This window comes from uncultured Psychromonas sp., assembly GCF_947489755.1.
In the GTDB taxonomy this organism is placed as follows: domain Bacteria; phylum Pseudomonadota; class Gammaproteobacteria; order Enterobacterales; family Psychromonadaceae; genus Psychromonas.
This window is the reverse complement of record NZ_CANLFB010000037.1, coordinates 1-17,989: the sequence shown is the minus strand read 5'-3', so window position 1 is coordinate 17,989 and position 17,989 is coordinate 1. Positions and strand designations below refer to the sequence as shown.

Annotated in this window: 15 protein-coding genes; 7 read left to right on the top strand and 8 right to left on the bottom strand. The window is 36.4% G+C overall.

What is annotated here, in order from left to right:
* Position 1 precedes the first annotated feature (1 nt).
* The 7 genes from pgm to hemH all read left to right on the top strand — a co-directional run bounded on the left by pgm (position 2) and on the right by hemH (position 9,301).
* Positions 2 to 1,654: a phosphoglucomutase (alpha-D-glucose-1,6-bisphosphate-dependent) gene (gene pgm / locus Q0794_RS15970; protein ID WP_298943571.1), complete on the top strand. Its 1,653-nt coding sequence runs from the start codon at positions 2 to 4 to the stop codon at positions 1,652 to 1,654.
* A 366-nt stretch (positions 1,655 to 2,020) separates the two neighbouring features.
* Positions 2,021 to 4,498, top strand: a complete 2,478-nt coding sequence (locus tag Q0794_RS15965) for a glycogen/starch/alpha-glucan phosphorylase (protein WP_298943569.1) — start codon at positions 2,021 to 2,023, stop codon at positions 4,496 to 4,498.
* 104 nt (positions 4,499 to 4,602) lie between these two features.
* Positions 4,603 to 4,920 (top strand): DUF406 family protein, encoded by a 318-nt coding sequence (locus Q0794_RS15960; protein WP_298943567.1) that lies wholly within the window; start codon positions 4,603 to 4,605, stop codon positions 4,918 to 4,920.
* Positions 4,921 to 5,104: 184 nt separating this feature from the next.
* Positions 5,105 to 6,439 carry a DEAD/DEAH box helicase gene (locus Q0794_RS15955; RefSeq protein ID WP_298943565.1) on the top strand — a complete coding sequence of 445 codons (1,335 nt, stop codon included), beginning with the start codon at positions 5,105 to 5,107 and terminating at the stop codon, positions 6,437 to 6,439.
* A 417-nt stretch (positions 6,440 to 6,856) separates the two neighbouring features.
* Positions 6,857 to 7,126, top strand: coding sequence for a DUF3081 family protein (locus Q0794_RS15950; RefSeq protein ID WP_298943563.1), 270 nt, complete (start codon positions 6,857 to 6,859; stop codon positions 7,124 to 7,126).
* Positions 7,127 to 7,309: 183 nt separating this feature from the next.
* A complete protein-coding gene (gene ubiG, locus Q0794_RS15945; protein ID WP_298943561.1) occupies positions 7,310 to 8,062 on the top strand; it encodes a bifunctional 2-polyprenyl-6-hydroxyphenol methylase/3-demethylubiquinol 3-O-methyltransferase UbiG in 753 nt (250 codons plus the stop codon).
* A 201-nt stretch (positions 8,063 to 8,263) separates the two neighbouring features.
* Complete coding sequence (gene hemH, locus Q0794_RS15940) at positions 8,264 to 9,301, top strand: ferrochelatase (protein ID WP_298943559.1); 1,038 nt, start codon at positions 8,264 to 8,266, stop codon at positions 9,299 to 9,301.
* A gap of 135 nt (positions 9,302 to 9,436) precedes the next feature.
* Here hemH and Q0794_RS15935 read toward each other — a convergent pair whose 3' ends face one another.
* From Q0794_RS15935 to Q0794_RS15900, 8 genes are all read right to left on the bottom strand, one after another.
* Positions 9,437 to 9,961 carry a CreA family protein gene (locus Q0794_RS15935; protein WP_298943557.1) on the bottom strand — a complete coding sequence of 175 codons (525 nt, stop codon included), beginning with the start codon at positions 9,959 to 9,961 and terminating at the stop codon, positions 9,437 to 9,439.
* A 10-nt stretch (positions 9,962 to 9,971) separates the two neighbouring features.
* Positions 9,972 to 10,748, bottom strand: a complete 777-nt coding sequence (locus Q0794_RS15930; protein WP_298943556.1) for a Zn-ribbon-containing protein — start codon at positions 10,746 to 10,748, stop codon at positions 9,972 to 9,974.
* A 2-nt stretch (positions 10,749 to 10,750) separates the two neighbouring features.
* Positions 10,751 to 11,095, bottom strand: a complete 345-nt coding sequence (locus Q0794_RS15925; RefSeq protein ID WP_298943554.1) for a hypothetical protein — start codon at positions 11,093 to 11,095, stop codon at positions 10,751 to 10,753.
* Positions 11,096 to 11,106: 11 nt separating this feature from the next.
* Entirely contained in the window at positions 11,107 to 11,424 is a 318-nt protein-coding gene (locus tag Q0794_RS15920; protein ID WP_298943553.1) for a DUF3301 domain-containing protein, read from the bottom strand.
* Between the two features lie 13 nt (positions 11,425 to 11,437).
* Positions 11,438 to 12,484, bottom strand: coding sequence for a DUF3549 family protein (locus tag Q0794_RS15915; RefSeq protein ID WP_298943551.1), 1,047 nt, complete (start codon positions 12,482 to 12,484; stop codon positions 11,438 to 11,440).
* A gap of 190 nt (positions 12,485 to 12,674) precedes the next feature.
* Positions 12,675 to 12,989 carry a DUF6693 family protein gene (locus Q0794_RS15910; RefSeq protein WP_298943549.1) on the bottom strand — a complete coding sequence of 105 codons (315 nt, stop codon included), beginning with the start codon at positions 12,987 to 12,989 and terminating at the stop codon, positions 12,675 to 12,677.
* Between the two features lie 274 nt (positions 12,990 to 13,263).
* On the bottom strand, positions 13,264 to 15,417 hold the full coding sequence (gene katG / locus Q0794_RS15905) for a catalase/peroxidase HPI (RefSeq protein WP_298943548.1): 2,154 nt from the start codon (positions 15,415 to 15,417) through the stop codon (positions 13,264 to 13,266).
* A gap of 586 nt (positions 15,418 to 16,003) precedes the next feature.
* On the bottom strand, positions 16,004 to 16,888 hold the full coding sequence (locus Q0794_RS15900) for an NAD(P)-dependent oxidoreductase (protein ID WP_160060795.1): 885 nt from the start codon (positions 16,886 to 16,888) through the stop codon (positions 16,004 to 16,006).
* Positions 16,889 to 17,989 lie beyond the last annotated feature (1,101 nt).

Here is a 17,989-nt window from a genome sequence, read left to right as displayed (position 1 = left end):
TATGGCAATTCACCCACGCGCTGGACAACCAGCACAAGTAAATGATTTAGTTGATATTCCAAAATTAGTTTCTGCTTATTATGTCAACCTTCCTGATGTTGATGTTGCAGAACAACAAGTCGCTTTTGGAACTTCTGGCCATCGAGGCAGTTCTTTTAAGTATGCATTTACTGAATTGCATATACTGGCAATCACACAAGCACTTGCTGAATACCGTAAAGAGCAAGGTTACACTGGGCCCGTTTTTATTGGTAAAGATACACACGCATTATCTGAACCTGCATTTATATCAGCAGTACAAGTACTGGTTGAAAATGGTATTAAAGTAGTTGTGCAAGCGGGCGGAGGTTATACGCCAACACCTGTTATCTCTCATGCTATTTTGCAATATAACAAAGCTAATCCTGATTCACTGGCTGACGGTATTGTTATTACTCCTTCACATAATCCACCTGAAGATGGCGGTTTTAAATATAACCCACCTAATGGCGGACCTGCAGATAGCGACGTTACTAAACTTATTCAAGATCGTGCTAACGAAATATTAAATGATAACTATGATGACATTTTACAAGCAGACTTCGATGAAGCGATGCAATCAGGTTTAGTGGAAGAGTACGATTATATCCAACCTTATGTTGATGATTTAATTAATGTATTAGACCTAGAAGCCATCGCTAAATCAGGCATTAAAATTGGTGTGGATACATTAGGCGGTTCGGGCGTTGCTTATTGGCCTGTCATTGCTAAAACGTACGGCTTGAACATTGAAGTGGTAAACGACCGTGTTGACCCAACATTCTCATTCATGACCTTAGATAAAGATGGCAAAATTCGTATGGATTGTTCGTCACCTTATGCGATGGCTGGTTTAATCAAGTTAAAAGACAAATTTGATGTGGCTGTGGCCAATGATCCTGATTATGACCGTCATGGTATTGTGACTAAATCATCTGGTTTATTAAATCCTAACCATTACTTAGCGGTTGCGATTAACTATCTGTTTACGCATAGAAAGCAATGGTCAGACAAAGCGATAGTGGGTAAAACATTAGTTTCAAGCTCAATGATAGACCGTGTTGTTAATGAACTAGGTCGCGAGTTATCTGAAGTACCTGTTGGTTTTAAATGGTTTGTAGATGGACTATTTGACGGTAGCTTTGGCTTTGGTGGTGAAGAAAGTGCTGGCGCTTCTTTCCTACGTAAAGATGGTACCGTGTGGAGCACAGACAAAGACGGTATTATTTTAGCCTTGTTAGCCGCTGAAATTATTGCGGTAACCAAGAAAGATCCTGGTGAGCACTATGCAGAATTTACGGCTAAATTTGGTTCACCTGTTTATCAGCGTTTTGATGCGCCTGCATCACCTGAACAAAAACAAGTATTAGCTAATTTAAGCCCTGATATGGTCGAAGCTGAAACATTGGCTGGCGAAAAGATTACAGCTAAATTAACTCATGCATCAGGTAATGGCGCTGCTATTGGCGGCTTAAAAGTGACCACTGAAAATGGTTGGTTTGCGGCTCGTCCATCAGGGACTGAAAATATTTATAAAATATACTCAGAATCATTTTTAGGTGAAGAACATATCGCACAGATTCAAACAGAAGCACAAGAAATTGTGGCACAAGCTTTCGCTAAAGCTGGCATTTAATTTCTCGATCATTTCTTAAGTAAGTTGAATAGTGCTTAAGCGAGTTGAAAAATAAAGGCAGAGTTTTTACTTTGCCTTTTTATTACCCCTCTATAAATATTTTTGTAATTCACTAAAAAAATAAAATCCTTCGTCTATACTAATCATTATTGTGATCTTGATCTCGTTATTTAACACGAATCTTAGATTCAATAGAGTATCAATATTCAACAATAGAGGTTTATCTTCCTTTTTGTTGTTTATTTTTTGATTGGAATGTTGAGAGACAATTTATCTTCCTTAAGCGCCTTCTTTCATTCCACTGTTCTTATACAAACGTTTTATACATGATGAAATTTCACTTAACACTTAGGTAGTAGGTCTATTATGGCGATTAAAAAAAACCAAGAATCAGTAGCGGTGCCTTCAGTAACGAGTGCTGAAATGCAACAAGCAATTATCGATCGCCTACGCAAAGGGATTGGTACAGATAGATATAAAGCAAATAATAAAGCATGGTGGAATGCGACTTGTCAGGCAGTTAATGAACTGGTGTTTGAAAAGTTAACACAAACTCAGCAAAGTCATTCAAAGAAAGATACGAGAGCGGTTAATTACCTGTCACTTGAATTTTTGATGGGACGTTTGTTATCTAATAACCTGCAAAACCTAGAAGTTTTTCAAGTCACTGAAGATGCGTTAAAAGCATTAGGCAAAGACTTATACGAATTATGCGATGAAGAGCCTGACATGGCATTAGGTAATGGTGGGTTAGGTCGCCTTGCTGCCTGTTTTATTGATTCATTAGCGACGTTGGGTTACCCAGCCATTGGCTATGGTATCCATTATGAGCATGGTTTATTTAAGCAAGAGTTCCAAGATGGTCGCCAAATAGAGCGCCCTGATACTTGGCGTGAGTATGGTAACCCATGGGAAATTTGTCGTCCTGAATCGGTTCAATTTATTCCTTTATACGGTTATGTTGAAACGGTTTTCGATCAAAAGGACGGCCCTAGAAAAGTGTGGCATGCAGGTCAAAAACTAAAAGGGGTTCCGTGGGATATTCCTATTGTAGGTTACGGTGCTAAAACCGTTAATATATTACGCTTATGGGAAAGTCGTGCGCATGAAGCATTTGATTGGGATGTATTTAATGCCGGCGGTTATGTCGACTCTCAAATCGAAAAATCAAAAGCAGAAACCGTTTCAAAAGTTCTTTATCCAAATGATTCTACTGATGCTGGTAAAGAGCTACGTTTAATTCAACAATATTTCTTTTGTGCTTGTTCAGTAAAAGATATTTTACGTCGCTTTAAACGTGCAAATAAAGATTGGTCATTGTTACCTAAAAAAGTCGCTATTCAGTTAAACGATACCCATCCAACGATTGCTATCCCTGAGCTAATGCGTATTTTAATTGATGAAGAGAACTTAGATTGGGTGACGGCATGGAGTATTTGTCAAGAAACCTTTGCTTACACTAACCATACCTTATTACCTGAAGCCTTAGAGAAATGGTCGGTGGCTTTGTTTGAAAAAGTATTACCGCGACATCTAGAAATAATTTATGAAATCAACTCTCAATTCTTAACGAATATTGTTGAGAAAAAATGGCCTGGCGATGATGAGAAAAAACAAAAACTCTCTATCATTGAGGAATCTCAACCACGTATGGTGCGCATGGCCAACTTATGCGTAATCACAGCTTATAAAGTCAATGGCGTGGCGGCAGTGCATTCAGAGCTTGTTAAAACGGATCTCTTCCCTGAGTTTCACGAATTATTCCCAGGTAAGTTAGTTAATGTGACGAATGGTGTGACGCCACGTCGCTGGTTAAAAGCATGTAACCCAGGTTTAGCAACGTTATTAGATGAAACCATTGGTGATGATTGGGTGCTTAACTTAGATAAATTAAAAGGCATTCTGCCAAAAGCAAAAGATAGCGCTTTCCAAAAACGCTTCATGGATATTAAAAAACAAAACAAAGTGGAATTAGCTAAAATTATTAAAGAGACAACCGGTGTTGAAGTCTCTGTCGATGCTATTTTTGATGTGCAAATTAAACGACTACACGAATACAAACGTCAACAATTAAACTTGATACATATTTTAACCTTGTATAAACGTTTACTGGAAAATCCTGACTATGACATGGTGCCTCGTGTTTTCTTATTTGGTGCAAAAGCCGCACCGGGCTATCACATGGCTAAAGAGATTATTTTTGCTCTCAATAAAATTGCAGATAAAGTGAATAACGATGAACGTATTAAAGACAAATTAAAAGTTGTCTTCTTACCAAACTACCGTATCTCGCTTGCTGAAAAAATGTTCCCTGCCGCAGATGTGTCAGAGCAAATTTCAACGGCGGGTCTTGAAGCATCTGGCACTGGTAATATGAAGTTCTCATTAAATGGTGCATTAACCGTTGGTACGATGGATGGTGCAAACATTGAAATGGCTGAAGAGATTGGCGAAGAACATATGTTTATTTTTGGTTTAAGCGTTGATGAAGTAAAAGCGTTAAAAGCCAGCGGATATAATCCGTATGATTATTATTATAAAAACCCAGAGCTGAAAGCCGTGCTTGATTGGTTAGATACTGACTTCTTTACCCCTGGTCATGCTGGCTTATTATCTGATATTAAACGTAGCTTATTAGACTGGGGCGATGAATATCTATGTCTTGCTGATTACGCATCTTATGTTGCTGCTCATCAAGATATTGATACGCTTTATCGTGATCAATCAGCTTGGGCTGAAAAAGCAATTCTAAATGCGGGAGCAATGGGTAAGTTTAACTCGGATCGCTCAATTGAAGACTATGCAAGTAAAATCTGGAAATTAGAAAAGTTTCCGACAGCTTAATGATGTAAATCATTAAAAGGTAAAAGGCGACACATTATGTGTCGCCTTTTTTATTTAAAGCAGGCTACAATAATTGCTATTGAATAAGTAAATACGAGGTCATTATGTTTTCAGAAGAAACCGTTCAAAAAACTCAAACTCAAGAAAATGATGTATGCGAAGCATGTGGCACAATCGTTGAGTTAGGTAGTGTTATTAGAGAAGATGATACACAGCTTGTTTTACCTTTTTCTGGCCCAACGAAAGAAAGTGTTGAAGCATTAGCGGATAAATATATTAAAGCGGCTAAAGCACGTTTTGATACTGTCGACATAACAGTAGATTATAAAGAAGTAGAATCTATTATCGAAAGTAAAGTGACCTTACAATTTGAATGTACTGCTGAAAAGCTAATTTTCGAAATGGGGTTAAGTGCAATTTAGTTTATTTTCTTAAGTGATATAAGAAGGAAATTAATTTTTGTTGATTTCCTTTCTAGTATTTTGTCCTCATTTCCATAAGATCTGTACTTTTCTCGCTGTTATTACAAACTTCATTTCTTGTTTTTCTGCTTAATCGTTTATACTCACTCTTTAATTTATTATTTTTACTGTTTTGGAGCATACATTGCTAATTAAAGATTTACCCATTGATCAGCGTTTGATCACTTCCGTTTCACATTTAGGTTTTACTGAAACAACACAAATTCAAGCAGAAGCCATTCCGGTTGCTGTCTCTGGGAAAGATCTTTTAGCATCATCTAAAACAGGATCAGGTAAAACACTTGCTTATTTGTTACCTGCTATGCAACGTGTATTAAAAACACGTGCGCTAACTCGTCGTGATCCTCGCGTATTAATTTTAACGCCAACACGTGAGCTTGCTAAACAAGTTTATGCGCAACTACGTTTATTAGTATCTAACACCAGTATTAAATCAATTTTAGTATTAGGTGGTGAGAACTTTAATGATCAAGTAAAAGCCATCGATAAACATCCGCATTTTATCGTCGGTACGCCAGGACGTATTGTTGATCACCTTAAAAAAGGTTTGTTGCATTTACCGGGTTTAGAGTTACTGATTTTAGATGAAGCAGACCGTATGTTGGACTTAGGCTTTGCTGAGCAATTAACTGCTATTAATGAAGCTGCTAACCATCGTCTACGTCAGACGTTAATGTTCTCTGCGACATTAGGTCACGGTGAAGTGAATGAGTTTGCTGGCCATCTATTAAAAGCGCCTGTCCGTATTGCGGTAGGTGAAGAAAACCAACAACACAGTGAAATTACTCAACGCTTTTATTTAGCAGATAACCTTAATCAAAAAGAAAAACTGTTATTTCACTTTTTAAATAAAGAAGAAATTAATCAAGCGATTATATTTACGGCTACCCGTGCCGATACTGAACGTTTAAGTGCGATATTAGTTGAAAAAGGCATGTCTGCCGTTGCATTGCATGGTGATTTAACACAAGCAAATCGTAATAAGATCATGGATTCTTTTTCACGCGGTAAAGATAAAATCTTAGTCACGACTGATATTGCTTCACGTGGTTTAGATTTAATCCATGTAAGCCATGTATTCAACTTTGATATTCCAAAGCACACTGAAGAGTATATTCATCGTATAGGCCGTACAGGCCGTGCAGGAGAGCTAGGTGATGCGATTTCTATCATCGGTCCTAAAGACTGGGATAACTTTAAAAAAGTAGAAAGCTTTGTTGCTCAAACAATTACTTTTGACAAAGTGGAAGGTGTTAACCCGAAGTTTAAAGGCTTAAAACCAGTACAGAAGAAAGTGTTTAAAGCGAAAAAAGTTGTTGAAAATAAACAAAAACCGATGGCTAAAAAAGCAAAAATAAGCACTAAAAAACAAGAAAATGTTTTCCATGAGTCTGTTGATGTAGGTGAAGCACCAATGCGCCGTAAGAAAAGAATCATTGTTGATGATTCGGAAGATTAATTTCTTTAAGTAATCGTTCACTGATTATTTCCTTGAAGAAATAGTACTTTTAAAAATGCCTTAATGAATGATCATTGAGGCATTTTTTTATTTATTAAACGTTAACCTTTTTTGTTAACTATTTTTAAAACATTTCAAATCACCCATCACTCTTTTTTCTCTTCTTAATCTGTCGAACTACTCTATATAAACTGTCTAATACCTAAGCATGTTGTATATTTAAGAATGCCTCTGTAGCTGATCTTTTTCTTTGTTCATTCGTATAAATAAGCAGGTCAGTTACTTAAATAGAACACCTTTATTGTGTGGATTAGATAAAGCTAAGGTGTATATTAAAAAGCTAATATGAAATGATTGATATGGGCCTATCGATAAATAAAATAAAGTCGAAGAGCAATAACTACAGAGGCACTATTTATGGACGTAAATAAATTAAAAAAACGAGACTTACTACAGGCTTTTGATTTAGTCACGACTAAAGGAAAAAAGACCGACGGAGTCTATGAGTTATCAGGCGTAAAAGCGTCTCAAGATTTTGACGGGTACACCTGTTGGTTATCATTCAAAGATCTAACGGTGACTTTATTATTTCATGGTGCATTTGATATGGATTATGAAGATGAAGACACTCAGAAAGTGTTTTTTAGAAAGATATCCAAGATGTTGGACGAGAAAGAAAGTTATTAATCGCTTTAGTAGATCGTAATAATCTTAACGATTTAAGTGATTAATAAATCCATCAAACTATTCTTTTGATGCGCTCTTAAAAATTAAGGTATCAATCTTTTTCATTGTACTGTCGATAATACTTTCTAATAACATTTCCAGTAATATTTCCAATGACACTTCCAGTAATGATAGGAGGATAACATGAGTAATTTAACATCTACCAATACCGTTGATGCATCGGAAGTTGCTAAATTTGAAGCTATGGCTGAAGAGTGGTGGGACCCAAAAGGAAAGTTTAAACCTCTACACATGTTAAACCCATTAAGATTGGAATATATAGTTGGACAGATCGCAACTCAATTTAATCGAGATTTAAAAAGTGAAAAGCCATTTGAAGGTTTACGATTATTAGATATTGGTTGTGGTGGCGGACTATTAAGCGAACCTATGGCGTATTTAGGCGCTGAAGTGGTAGGGGCTGATGCAGCGCCAAAAAATATTTTTGTTGCACAAGTGCATGCCAAACAATCTGGCTTAACAATAGATTACCGAAAAACCATGGCAGAAGCCTTAGTAGAAAAGGGTGAGTTGTTTGATGTGATCCTTAATATGGAAGTCATAGAACATGTCGCTTCTCCACAAGCGCTTCTTAATGCTTGTGAAGCCTTATTGAATAAAGGTGGGTTGATGCTTTGCTCTACGATAAATCGTAACCCCAAAAGCTATTTAGTCGCTATTATTGGTGCTGAAAGAGTGATGCGTTGGTTACCTGCTAGAACACATCAATGGAGTAAGTTTATTCGACCATCTGAGTTGATTGAACTGTTTAATGTGGCACGTCTGGAATTGATCGATAAACGAGGATTTGTTTTTAATCCGTTGTTATGGCGATGGTCATTATCGACATCAGACTTATCAGTTAACTATGTTATGGCTGTCACAAAGCCTAAGTAGTTTTTATTAGCGATAACGCACTATTAAATAACTTTTCTTTATATGTCACTTATGGATATTTTAAATTAAAGCTTTATTCTATGATTACTAACTATTTCTTATTAAGTACTGTTATAAACTTAAACATAAAGTGATCGAATACCATTATCAATTCGTTTTAATTACAATGGTTAAAACTTATATGCTCAAAAGGAGCCTTGTGTGTCACGTTTTTCAGGAATTACAGATAACCCTCATAAAGAGCGTTTTCATCAAAAAACAGGAATTTTACTTACTAACTTAGGTAGTCCTGACGAGCCTTCTACTAAAGCCGTGAGAATTTACTTAAGAGAGTTTTTATCAGATCCCCGTATTGTAGAGATACCGCGTTTAGTGTGGATGATTATTCTGCATGGGATTATTCTTCGTATTCGTCCAAAACGTTCTGCAAAACTGTATGAAAGTATTTGGACTGAAAACGGTTCTCCCTTAACCCATATAACACGTCTGCAACGAGATAAATTAAGTGCATTGCTAAAGCAACAAGGGTATGAAAATACCGAAGTGGTCATGAGTATGCGCTATGGTAATCCTTCTATTGAGTCAGGTTTAGAAGCGTTGCGTGAAAAAGGCTTCACTCGCATTGTGGTATTACCCTTATACCCGCAATACTCAAGTCCTACGATAGGTTCTACCTTTGATGCGGTATCTAATGTATTGCGTAAATGGCGTTGGGTGCCAGAATTGCACTTCATTAACGGTTATCATAAAAATACAGCTTATATTGATGCGTTAGCCAATAGTATCAGCGAAGATTTAAAGAAAAATGGAATGCCACAAAAACTGGTTTTCTCATATCATGGTATGCCAAAGCTATTCTTAGATAATGGTGATCCTTATTATTGTTTATGCTTACAAACAACACGTTTAGTGGTTGAGAAGCTGGCATTAGATGAAGAGTTACAGCTAGATAAAGAAAATGTAATTAGTACCTTCCAGAGTCGTTTTGGTAAGGCTGAGTGGCTAAAACCTTATACCGATGCAACACTGGAAAGCTTCCCTGCACAAGGTATTAAAGACATTGCTATTATTAGTCCTGCTTTTAGTGCTGATTGTTTAGAAACACTAGAAGAGATTGAAGGGGAGAATAGAGAAATCTTTGAAGAAGCTGGTGGTGAGAAGTATCGTTATATCGCAGCATTAAATGATCGTGACGACCATATTGAAGCGATGTTAGATGTATTAAAGCCTAACTTATAATCTTTTATAAAAGTACTTTGCAAAGCCCAATAAAAAACCTCGAAGAGTGATTACTCTACGAGGTTTTTTTAACTCTATAAAACGGTCTTTAAAGGCGTTAATGACTTTATTTTATTACCTTTATACGCGCTATAGCTATTTTTCTATTGTCAGTTCTTTTGTTGTTTCAGGTGATGCCTTTATTGAAGCTTGGTAAGCTTCTGTTCCCCATAAAGGAACGGTAGAAAGACTATGTTTGAAGCTACCCGATGTTTCCTTAGTAGAGTAAGAAACGTACATTAGTGTTTGGTTCTCTGGATCATAAACACGTCTAATTTTCATTGTCTTGAAGAAAATGCTTTTAGACTTTTTAAATACAACATCACCAGATTTGCTCTTATCAATCTCAGCAATCATCGCTGAAGTGATTGGCCCTGTTTGACGACAAGCAATCGCACTGTCACTTGGGTCAGAGAAACTAAGATCTGCTTCTATTGAAGCAACATGACAAGTCACACCCGTTACAATCGGATCTTTTAACATATTCAGCTTAATATCTTGAGTAGTGAATAAACCTAAACTGACATCACCCACTTCATCATCAGAACATCCTTTTAATACAAAGAAGCTGATAATAAGTATTAGCAATATAATGCCTACCATTTTTAATTTTTTTAACATGTAGATAATCCTATTTTTTGAAGTCCCAAGAAAGGTTAGATACTAACTGGCATTGGTCACATTTAAAATCAAATATCTCAAATAACGGTGCTGTTAGTTTCCATTCCCCTCCACAACTGGGACAAGGTCTATTTTGTTCTTCTTGCAGTGATTTACCTGCAACACGATACAAATAGTAATATGTTGGTACTTTAGTAATATATTGAATACGCTTACATAGGTTACTGCCGCGGTGAAAAAATTTACTAGTAACTTCACCCAGTTCTTTTAATGCCGCGCTAGAAACTGCTGAACCATTCATCTGCAATTCGTCTAAGTTCACCCATTCCTCTTGCCATTTAATAGCACTTTTTCGGTCACCATTACTGATTTCTTCAGGTGTTCGGTAAAGTGGAATAGGGGCTAACGTTTCACCACAACGAATAGGTGAGCACGTATCTAAAAAAGTAGTATAAAGAATTTGCCAGCTTGGTGTGAAATTAGTCGCACATTGTTGAGAATTTAAATCTTCAGCAATAGTTTTAATTTTAGGCGCGAGTAATCCTGCTTTTGTTAACCCACTTAAAGCATGTGTAACTTGAGGGCTATTGAAGCTAGCACTTAAGCTATTTTCTTCTGGGCAAACTAATCGAGTCGTAAAGACTGCACCTTGCATTGCAATCGGAAACTCTCTTCCAAGAATTTGTCCGTTATAACGGAGCATGTCTAAGTAATTATTTATTGCACGTTCAACGGCAGCATATTGGGTATCTTCATAGCATTCAAAGCTTAGCTCTTTAATAAACACGTTTATTCTTCCAATGTTTTAGTTGGTGTAATCGCAATGCTATTTTTAAGCGTTTCTAGCTGTGCTTTTAATAAACTGATTTCTTCTTTTAAGGGCGTAATGGCTTGTGCAATTTTGCTGTTAATGATCTCATCAATACTGCCACTTATTTGCTCGCTAGTCGCACCTGTTAAAGCGGGTTCAGTTGGTGTGTTAATTTGTTTGTTAGGGTTATCTTGCCATAGCTTTAAGCCCTGAATAATGGTAGGCAAGGGTGTGTTTTTAGGTAAGCGCGCTTTGATTAGAGCGGTGTTTGGTGTTTTACCTTCTTTCGCGAGTTGCTGTGCAACTAATATAATACGATCCATGAACTAACCTTTTAAAAGAATGGGGTTTCATCGTCAACAAGACGATAAGCAGGTAATTGAAAGCGTGGTTTAACTAATCCATTTAAGGTGAGTGTTCCTTGGTAATTATTATCACCGTCACTACTAAATTCAAATACAAAACTAGCTTGTAAAAAATCACTGCCTAATTTGTAGTTAAAACGAGATCGAGCAAAAGACAGTAATTGTAATTCAAGCTTTTTACAATGTTGTTCGATCATCTTTTTAGCCAGTTCAGATTGTTGGCGTAATTTCCAAATAGTGGTCCCGACGAGTACCATTACTAGAATAAACAATAAATCCCAGATCATTATATTTCTATCCTTAAGTGTTTTCTTTCAACCCTGAAAATAATAAACCAATGGCTTGTGATAATGCTGGTGAACGAGCAGTTAAACGCAATTGCTTTAAAACTTTATCTCTTAATGCAGGGATAGCAACTAAGTCAGCGAAAAGTTGTGGAAATAGAGCTTGGTGGTGCGTCGCTAGAGCTTCAAAGTAACGGTTCAATAATGTTTCATCTTCTAACTGAGCCCAACAACGTCCTGCGATAGTAATATACCAGTCTGCTTGATGTACCAGTGTTGATGAAAACTGTTCGTTTAACAATTGTTTAGTCATACCCTGTGCATTTGCACTGGCAATCGCCCTCAATAATAAAACCGCGGTGGTATCTTGGCCTAACTGTAAGCGTTTGGTTGCTTGCTGGGTTATTTTTTCAGCTAACTCAGTATTAATATCACTTTGATTCTCAAGACATAAACACAGCGTTTGTAATGGTTGTTCTGGCAAGTGGTCCAACGCATTAATTATTTTTTGTTGGTTATTATCATAATTTAAGCGAGCAGCTAAATCAGCAAAGCCCTGGAAACCTAAGGTTTTCCATTGTTGCCAATCTTCTTCACCAGAGAAGTAGTTTTGTACTGAAGGGTAAAAAGAAGAAGCAGGGCGTATAAAAGCACTGTTAATATTGGCATTAAAAATAGCCAACTTTTCAGCACTCGGTTTAAAAACAAAAGGATTACTGGCTAAACGTTCCTGTAACTTATCACTTATTTTAGCCGTTAAGTCTTCACCCATCGCTTCAACTATCATACGAATAAAGCTAGTTTGAGCGGTTATTTTCATTAAACCTTGCTCATCCAATGGCATTTTTAAAAACCAAACAAAGTGTTCTTTCTGAGCGGCAACTTGCCAAAAAGTTAATGCAATAAAAGCATGTTGTTGAATAGGGTAAGGGTAAGCCTGTTCATTATCTGCCACTTTTTTAAATTCGCTGTTACTTACTTTTTGCACAATACGGCCTAAATCATATATACGGTATTGGCATTGGGCTTGTTCTAAAAAGTTGGTTAGGGTATTCATGCTCATGAAAAATATCTTTGTTATTAATGGTGAGCCGATTATATACGGGTATGCCTCATACCTCTATGTCGTTATGTCTAACTCTCGGGGATTTCTAATAAAAAATCAGTTAAACCAAGCTCTATGGTGATTTGATAGGCAGCTGCATTTTACTTAAAAGGCAGCTTATCTATTCTACAAATTGCTTATATTAAATTTACTGAATGGTGGTGTGGTTTAATGAGTAATTCCATACTTTATAAAAGTAGAATGCATAACCTAAACCTAAAGTGATTATTGAAATGATCATCCAAAGAATCACATGACCCACATTACCAAACAGATCAGTATTACAAACCATTTTTCTAGGTCTACCTTGTTCATCAATCAATTCTGAGCGGTTAATGATGAATTTAGAAAATGAGTAAGGAAAGAAAAAAGCACCTATTCCAAAAGTAATGAAAGTAATAATAAACCAAAGTATCAAATGGCCTAATATATCTATTGTTGCTACGTCTGCTTGAATTTTCATTTTATGCTTATTATCTCTTTTATGTTTTTTATACCTGTTATGTAGTTTGTCATATTAAGTCTCCTAATATTTAAAGTCTCCTAATTAAAATAACAAGAGATATAATTTATTACATAATTTATTGGTAGTCGCAAAATTTAAACAAAAAAATCCCTGATGAATTAACATCAGGGATTTTGAGTTGTTAGCTTTTAAAATGCTGTCTTTAGTTATTAGAGAGTTAACTTGCTGCTCTTATTTAATATTCATTGAGAGCAGTCGTTATATTCTTGATTTAAACTAAATCGAAACGATCCGCATTCATTACTTTAGTCCAAGCTGCAACGAAGTCTTTAACAAATTTTTCTTTGTTATCGTCTTGTGCATAAACTTCAACGTATGAACGAAGAATTGAGTTAGAACCAAATACTAAATCCGCTCGTGTTGCTGTCCATTTTACTGCTTTCGTTGCTGTATCCTGAATTTCATAAGAGTTACGGCCGGTAGGTACCCACGAGTTACTCATATCAGTTAGGTTAACAAAGAAGTCATTCGTTAATGCACCTTCGTTATCAGTGAATACACCATGTTTAGTACCACCGAAGTTAGTACCAATAACACGTAGACCACCGATAAGTACTGTCATTTCTGGCGCTGTTAAGTTTAATAATTGCGCTTTATCAAGTAACATCTCTTCAGGTGTTACTGTGTAATGTTGCTTCTGCCAGTTACGGAAACCATCGTGTACAGGTTCAAGTACTTCAAAAGACTCATTATCTGTCATTTCTTCACTTGCATCGCCACGACCTGCTGAGAACGGTACTGTTATTTCAAATCCAGCTTCTTTTGCTGATTTTTCGATACCTACGTTACCAGCAATGACGATAACGTCAGCTAAACTTGCGCCGCTTTCAGTTGCGATTGCTTCCAGTACTGTTAATACTTTTGCTAAACGCTCTGGCTCATTACCTTCCCAGTTTCTTTGCTGCTCTAGACGAATACGGGCACCGTTAGCACCACCGCGTTTATCTGAATTACGGTATGTTCTTGCACTATCCCATGCTGTTGCAACTAATTCGCTTACTGTTAGGTCTGATGCTGCGATTTTCGCTTTAACTGCATCAACATCATAGCTAGTGCTACCGGCAGGTACTGGGTCTTGCCAAATTAGTTCTTCTTTTGGTACATCTGGACCAATGTAACGTGCTTTAGGACCTAAATCACGATGCGTTAGTTTAAACCATGCACGAGCAAAGACTTCTGAGAAGTAATCTTGATCTTTAGCGAATTTCTCTGAAATTTCACGGTAAATAGGGTCAACTTTCATTGCCATATCTGCATCAGTCATCATTGGGTTATAACGTGTTGTTAGATCTTCAACATCAACTGGTTTTTTATCTTCAGGAAGATCAATTGGTTCCCATTGTGTTGCACCTGCAGGGCTATGCTTCAATTCCCAATCGTAGTTAAGTAATAGGTCAAAGAAACCGTTATCCCATTTGGTAGGGTTAGATGTCCAAGCACCTTCAATACCACTTGTTACCGTGTCACGGCCAATACCACGTTTAGTTTTATTTAACCAACCAAAGCCTTGATCTTCTAATTCAGCACCTTCAGGATCGGCTTCTATTTGTGAAGCATCGCCATTACCGTGTGCTTTACCAACAGTATGACCACCTGCTGTTAATGCAACTGTTTCTTCATCATTCATTGCCATACGTTCAAACGTTACACGTATATCATTTGCTGTTTTTTGTGGATCTGATTTACCGTCAACACCTTCTGGGTTTACATAGATAAGTCCCATCATTACAGATGCTAGTGGGTTTTCTAAATCACGTTCGCCAGAGTAACGAGAACCTTCACTACCACTTGGTGCTAACCATTCTCTTTCTGAACCCCAGTAGATATCTTGCTCTGGGTGCCAAATGTCTTCACGTCCGAAAGCAAAACCAAATGTATTTAAGCCCATTGACTCATAAGCCATCGTACCAGCATAAGCGATTAAATCAGCCCAGCTTAATTTGTTACCATATTTCTTTTTGATAGGCCAAAGTAAACGACGTGCTTTATCAAGGTTCGCATTGTCAGGCCAAGAGTTTAGAGGAGCAAAACGTTGACTACCAGATGCTGCGCCACCACGACCGTCAGAGATGCGGTATGTACCTGCAGAATGCCAAGTCATACGAATCATTAGACCACCATAGTGACCCCAGTCAGCAGGCCACCAAGGTTGGCTGTCTGTCATTAATGCAATCATGTCTTTTTTAAGCGCTTCAACATCTAGTGTTTTTACAGCTTCACGATAATCAAAGTCTTCGTTTAATGGATTTGTTTTTGTATCATACTGGTGAAGAATATCTAGGTTAAGTGCTTTTGGCCACCAAACCTTGTTTGATTCAGTTGTTGTCGCACCACCGTGCATTACTGGACACTTATTATTTGACATATTTTGATCCTCTACTCTTTGTTGGGGGTAATGTTATGTTTAAATATCTTTTCTATAGGTTAACTATTGATCATAAAACCCTAAATGTGAAATGGTTTAATTCAATCATGCTGATAGCTAAAGGCTATGTTAATGTTTTTTTTGATTGGTTTTCCCGTTTTATTTTTTATTGCTGCAATAAGTATAGATGCTAAATTAATATTGTGTTTTTTTGGGGGAAATAATTAAAGTGTTGGTGCCAGTAGGCTAAGCAGTGTTTTTTGATGATGATTTAATATCAATAAGGTATAAATTATGAGGAACTATTGAAGGGATAACATGATTAGAATTAATGATTTTCTTGAAAAATAAACAAATACTACTTTAGTAGTGAGTTCACATATTATTTAAATATATTATTTACATGACTTTAAAACAAAATGTCAAATGTAAGTATGAAGGGTCGGGTCAAGGTATAGTTAAATAAGCTACTGATTTGTATATGAGGGTAAAAATTAAACAACTAATTAAGTAGCTAATTAGTTGTTTAATTAGTTAACGACACTGTGCTTTTCTTTTTATAGAAGGTCAATGTCGTTATTTTGAATTACTTTTCTAATTTACTGTTGAAGTAATCAAAAATAACTGGCACGTCATTTTGACCAAGACCAGCATCTACTGCTGCTTGTAGATTTGCAGAAGTACCTTGAGCGATTAGAGACTCGCCACCTAGGTCAGAAACCATTTGGTTAAAGTAACCAAGATCTTTGTTTGCGTTAGCAACAGAGAAACCTAGTTTTTCTTCGCCGTCTACAGCATAGAATTTAGTGAACTGCATGAATGGTGAGTTAGATGGACCAGCTGACATAATGTCAAATAGTTGTTGTCCGTCAACACCTGCCGCTTTTGCAACAGCAAACGCTTGAGACATAGCTGTTACTGTCGTCATACCAATAAAGTTATTGATTAACTTAGTTGTGTGACCAGCACCAAGTGCACCAAGGTGGAATACGTTTTCACCTTGCTCATCAAGAACAGGCTTAACTTTGTTGAACGTATCGATATCGCCAGCAGCCATGATGTTTAATAAACCATCTTTAGCATGTGCAGGAGTACGGCCTAAAGGTGCATCGATCATACCACAGCCTTTTTCAGCAAGTGCAGCACCGATTTTACGAGTAGAATCTGGAATTGAAGTACCGAAGTCAATTAATGTCTTACCTTCAGACATACCCGCTAAGATACCGTCTTCAGCATAAACGACTAACTCAACTACTTTTGAAGTAGTTAGTGCAAGCATTACGATGTCACTTTTTTCAGCTAGTTCTTTACCTGAAGCAACTTCAGTTGCATTGCCACGAGCAATTACTTTAGCAACAGCATCTTTGTTAAGATCCATTACGTTTACTTGAAAACCACGAGTCTGTAAGTTTTCAACCATGTTGCCGCCCATAAGGCCAAGCCCGATGAAACCAATTACTGGTTTTGTCATGTCTAACTCCTAAATGTCTTATTATATGTTTACCTGAGAGTTAAGGATAACCGCCTGTCTATATTTAATCAATCCTTGATAGCTTGAAATCCTTTTTGGGTCACGATTAATGCTTGTTGGATCATAAAATAACTTTAAAGTACTTTCTTTGAAGGAAGAGCTTAAAATAATAAAATGGATATTATTCGAGTTACTCGTTATAAATTTATTACTTAACAAAAGATTTTGATTCGAGTTAAGTGATTGATTTTTAATTTATTCTATATATTACAGGAGGATAAGCTATTTAAACTCTATATATGTCTAAAAACGAGAAAAATTTAATTGGTTAAGCATTAATTATATTTTATACATTCATGGCTATTTAATAAGTAAATGTGAAAATAGAGAGAGTTATTATTTATTTAGGGAGGTACTTTCTAAAAGTAATAAAAATGAATATTAATGTTAAATAGTGTGTTTATAACTGAATAGTATTCCTGAAAGTGTTAGATAGATTCCTTATTAGTATGACTAATTAGCAGCGTTTGTTTTATTTTTGTTTTATTTATAGTTAAATTCATTAGATGAGGTTTGTAGAAATATCCCCTTTAAGCCTATTACTGCTTAGTATGTGACTTTATTATGTATTAACCTTTGTGTTGACGCATAAATACATCATCTTATTAAATAACCTCCGTTTCGGATAAGAAAAGCGATACAACACTGCTATTTAATCGAATTGCTGCGTTAAATTATTTCCTAATCACCCATTATTGCTTCAATAATTCCTTGAACTACGTACAACTAGCCGCATTGTATAATAAAGGTTTTAAAACCGTATGATTTTAAATAACCTTTCGCTTCCGTTAACCAAAACTCATATTAATTAACGAAGTGAGCTCTGGGTATTAAAGGTGGTTCAACGCTATGAGGGAAAGTGGGGGAGGGATAGTGTCGTATCGACTTGCTTATACAGAATTGAGGTTATTTACTTATAACGAATAATTTAAAATAAAATTTAAGCCAAAAAAGCCCCGCTTAGCGTAATGCCGATCAGTTAAGAAAATTAGTTGATTTTTAGCTGAAGAAGATCAAAATCCTATGACTCAAAAGGTCATG

Excerpts from the sequence above, each read along its gene's own strand:
- pgm (WP_298943571.1), top strand. The coding sequence starts at position 2 with ATGGCAATTCACCCACGCGCTGGACAACCAGCACAAGTAAATGATTTA.
- Q0794_RS15965 (WP_298943569.1), top strand. The coding sequence starts at position 2,021 with ATGGCGATTAAAAAAAACCAAGAATCAGTAGCGGTGCCTTCAGTAACG.
- Q0794_RS15960 (WP_298943567.1), top strand. The coding sequence starts at position 4,603 with ATGTTTTCAGAAGAAACCGTTCAAAAAACTCAAACTCAAGAAAATGAT.
- Q0794_RS15950 (WP_298943563.1), top strand. The coding sequence starts at position 6,857 with ATGGACGTAAATAAATTAAAAAAACGAGACTTACTACAGGCTTTTGAT.
- ubiG (WP_298943561.1), top strand. The coding sequence starts at position 7,310 with ATGAGTAATTTAACATCTACCAATACCGTTGATGCATCGGAAGTTGCT.
- Q0794_RS15935 (WP_298943557.1), bottom strand. The coding sequence starts at position 9,961 with ATGTTAAAAAAATTAAAAATGGTAGGCATTATATTGCTAATACTTATT.
- Q0794_RS15925 (WP_298943554.1), bottom strand. The coding sequence starts at position 11,095 with ATGGATCGTATTATATTAGTTGCACAGCAACTCGCGAAAGAAGGTAAA.
- Q0794_RS15920 (WP_298943553.1), bottom strand. The coding sequence starts at position 11,424 with ATGATCTGGGATTTATTGTTTATTCTAGTAATGGTACTCGTCGGGACC.
- Q0794_RS15915 (WP_298943551.1), bottom strand. The coding sequence starts at position 12,484 with ATGAGCATGAATACCCTAACCAACTTTTTAGAACAAGCCCAATGCCAA.
- Q0794_RS15910 (WP_298943549.1), bottom strand. The coding sequence starts at position 12,989 with ATGAAAATTCAAGCAGACGTAGCAACAATAGATATATTAGGCCATTTG.
- katG (WP_298943548.1), bottom strand. The coding sequence starts at position 15,417 with ATGTCAAATAATAAGTGTCCAGTAATGCACGGTGGTGCGACAACAACT.
- Q0794_RS15900 (WP_160060795.1), bottom strand. The coding sequence starts at position 16,888 with ATGACAAAACCAGTAATTGGTTTCATCGGGCTTGGCCTTATGGGCGGC.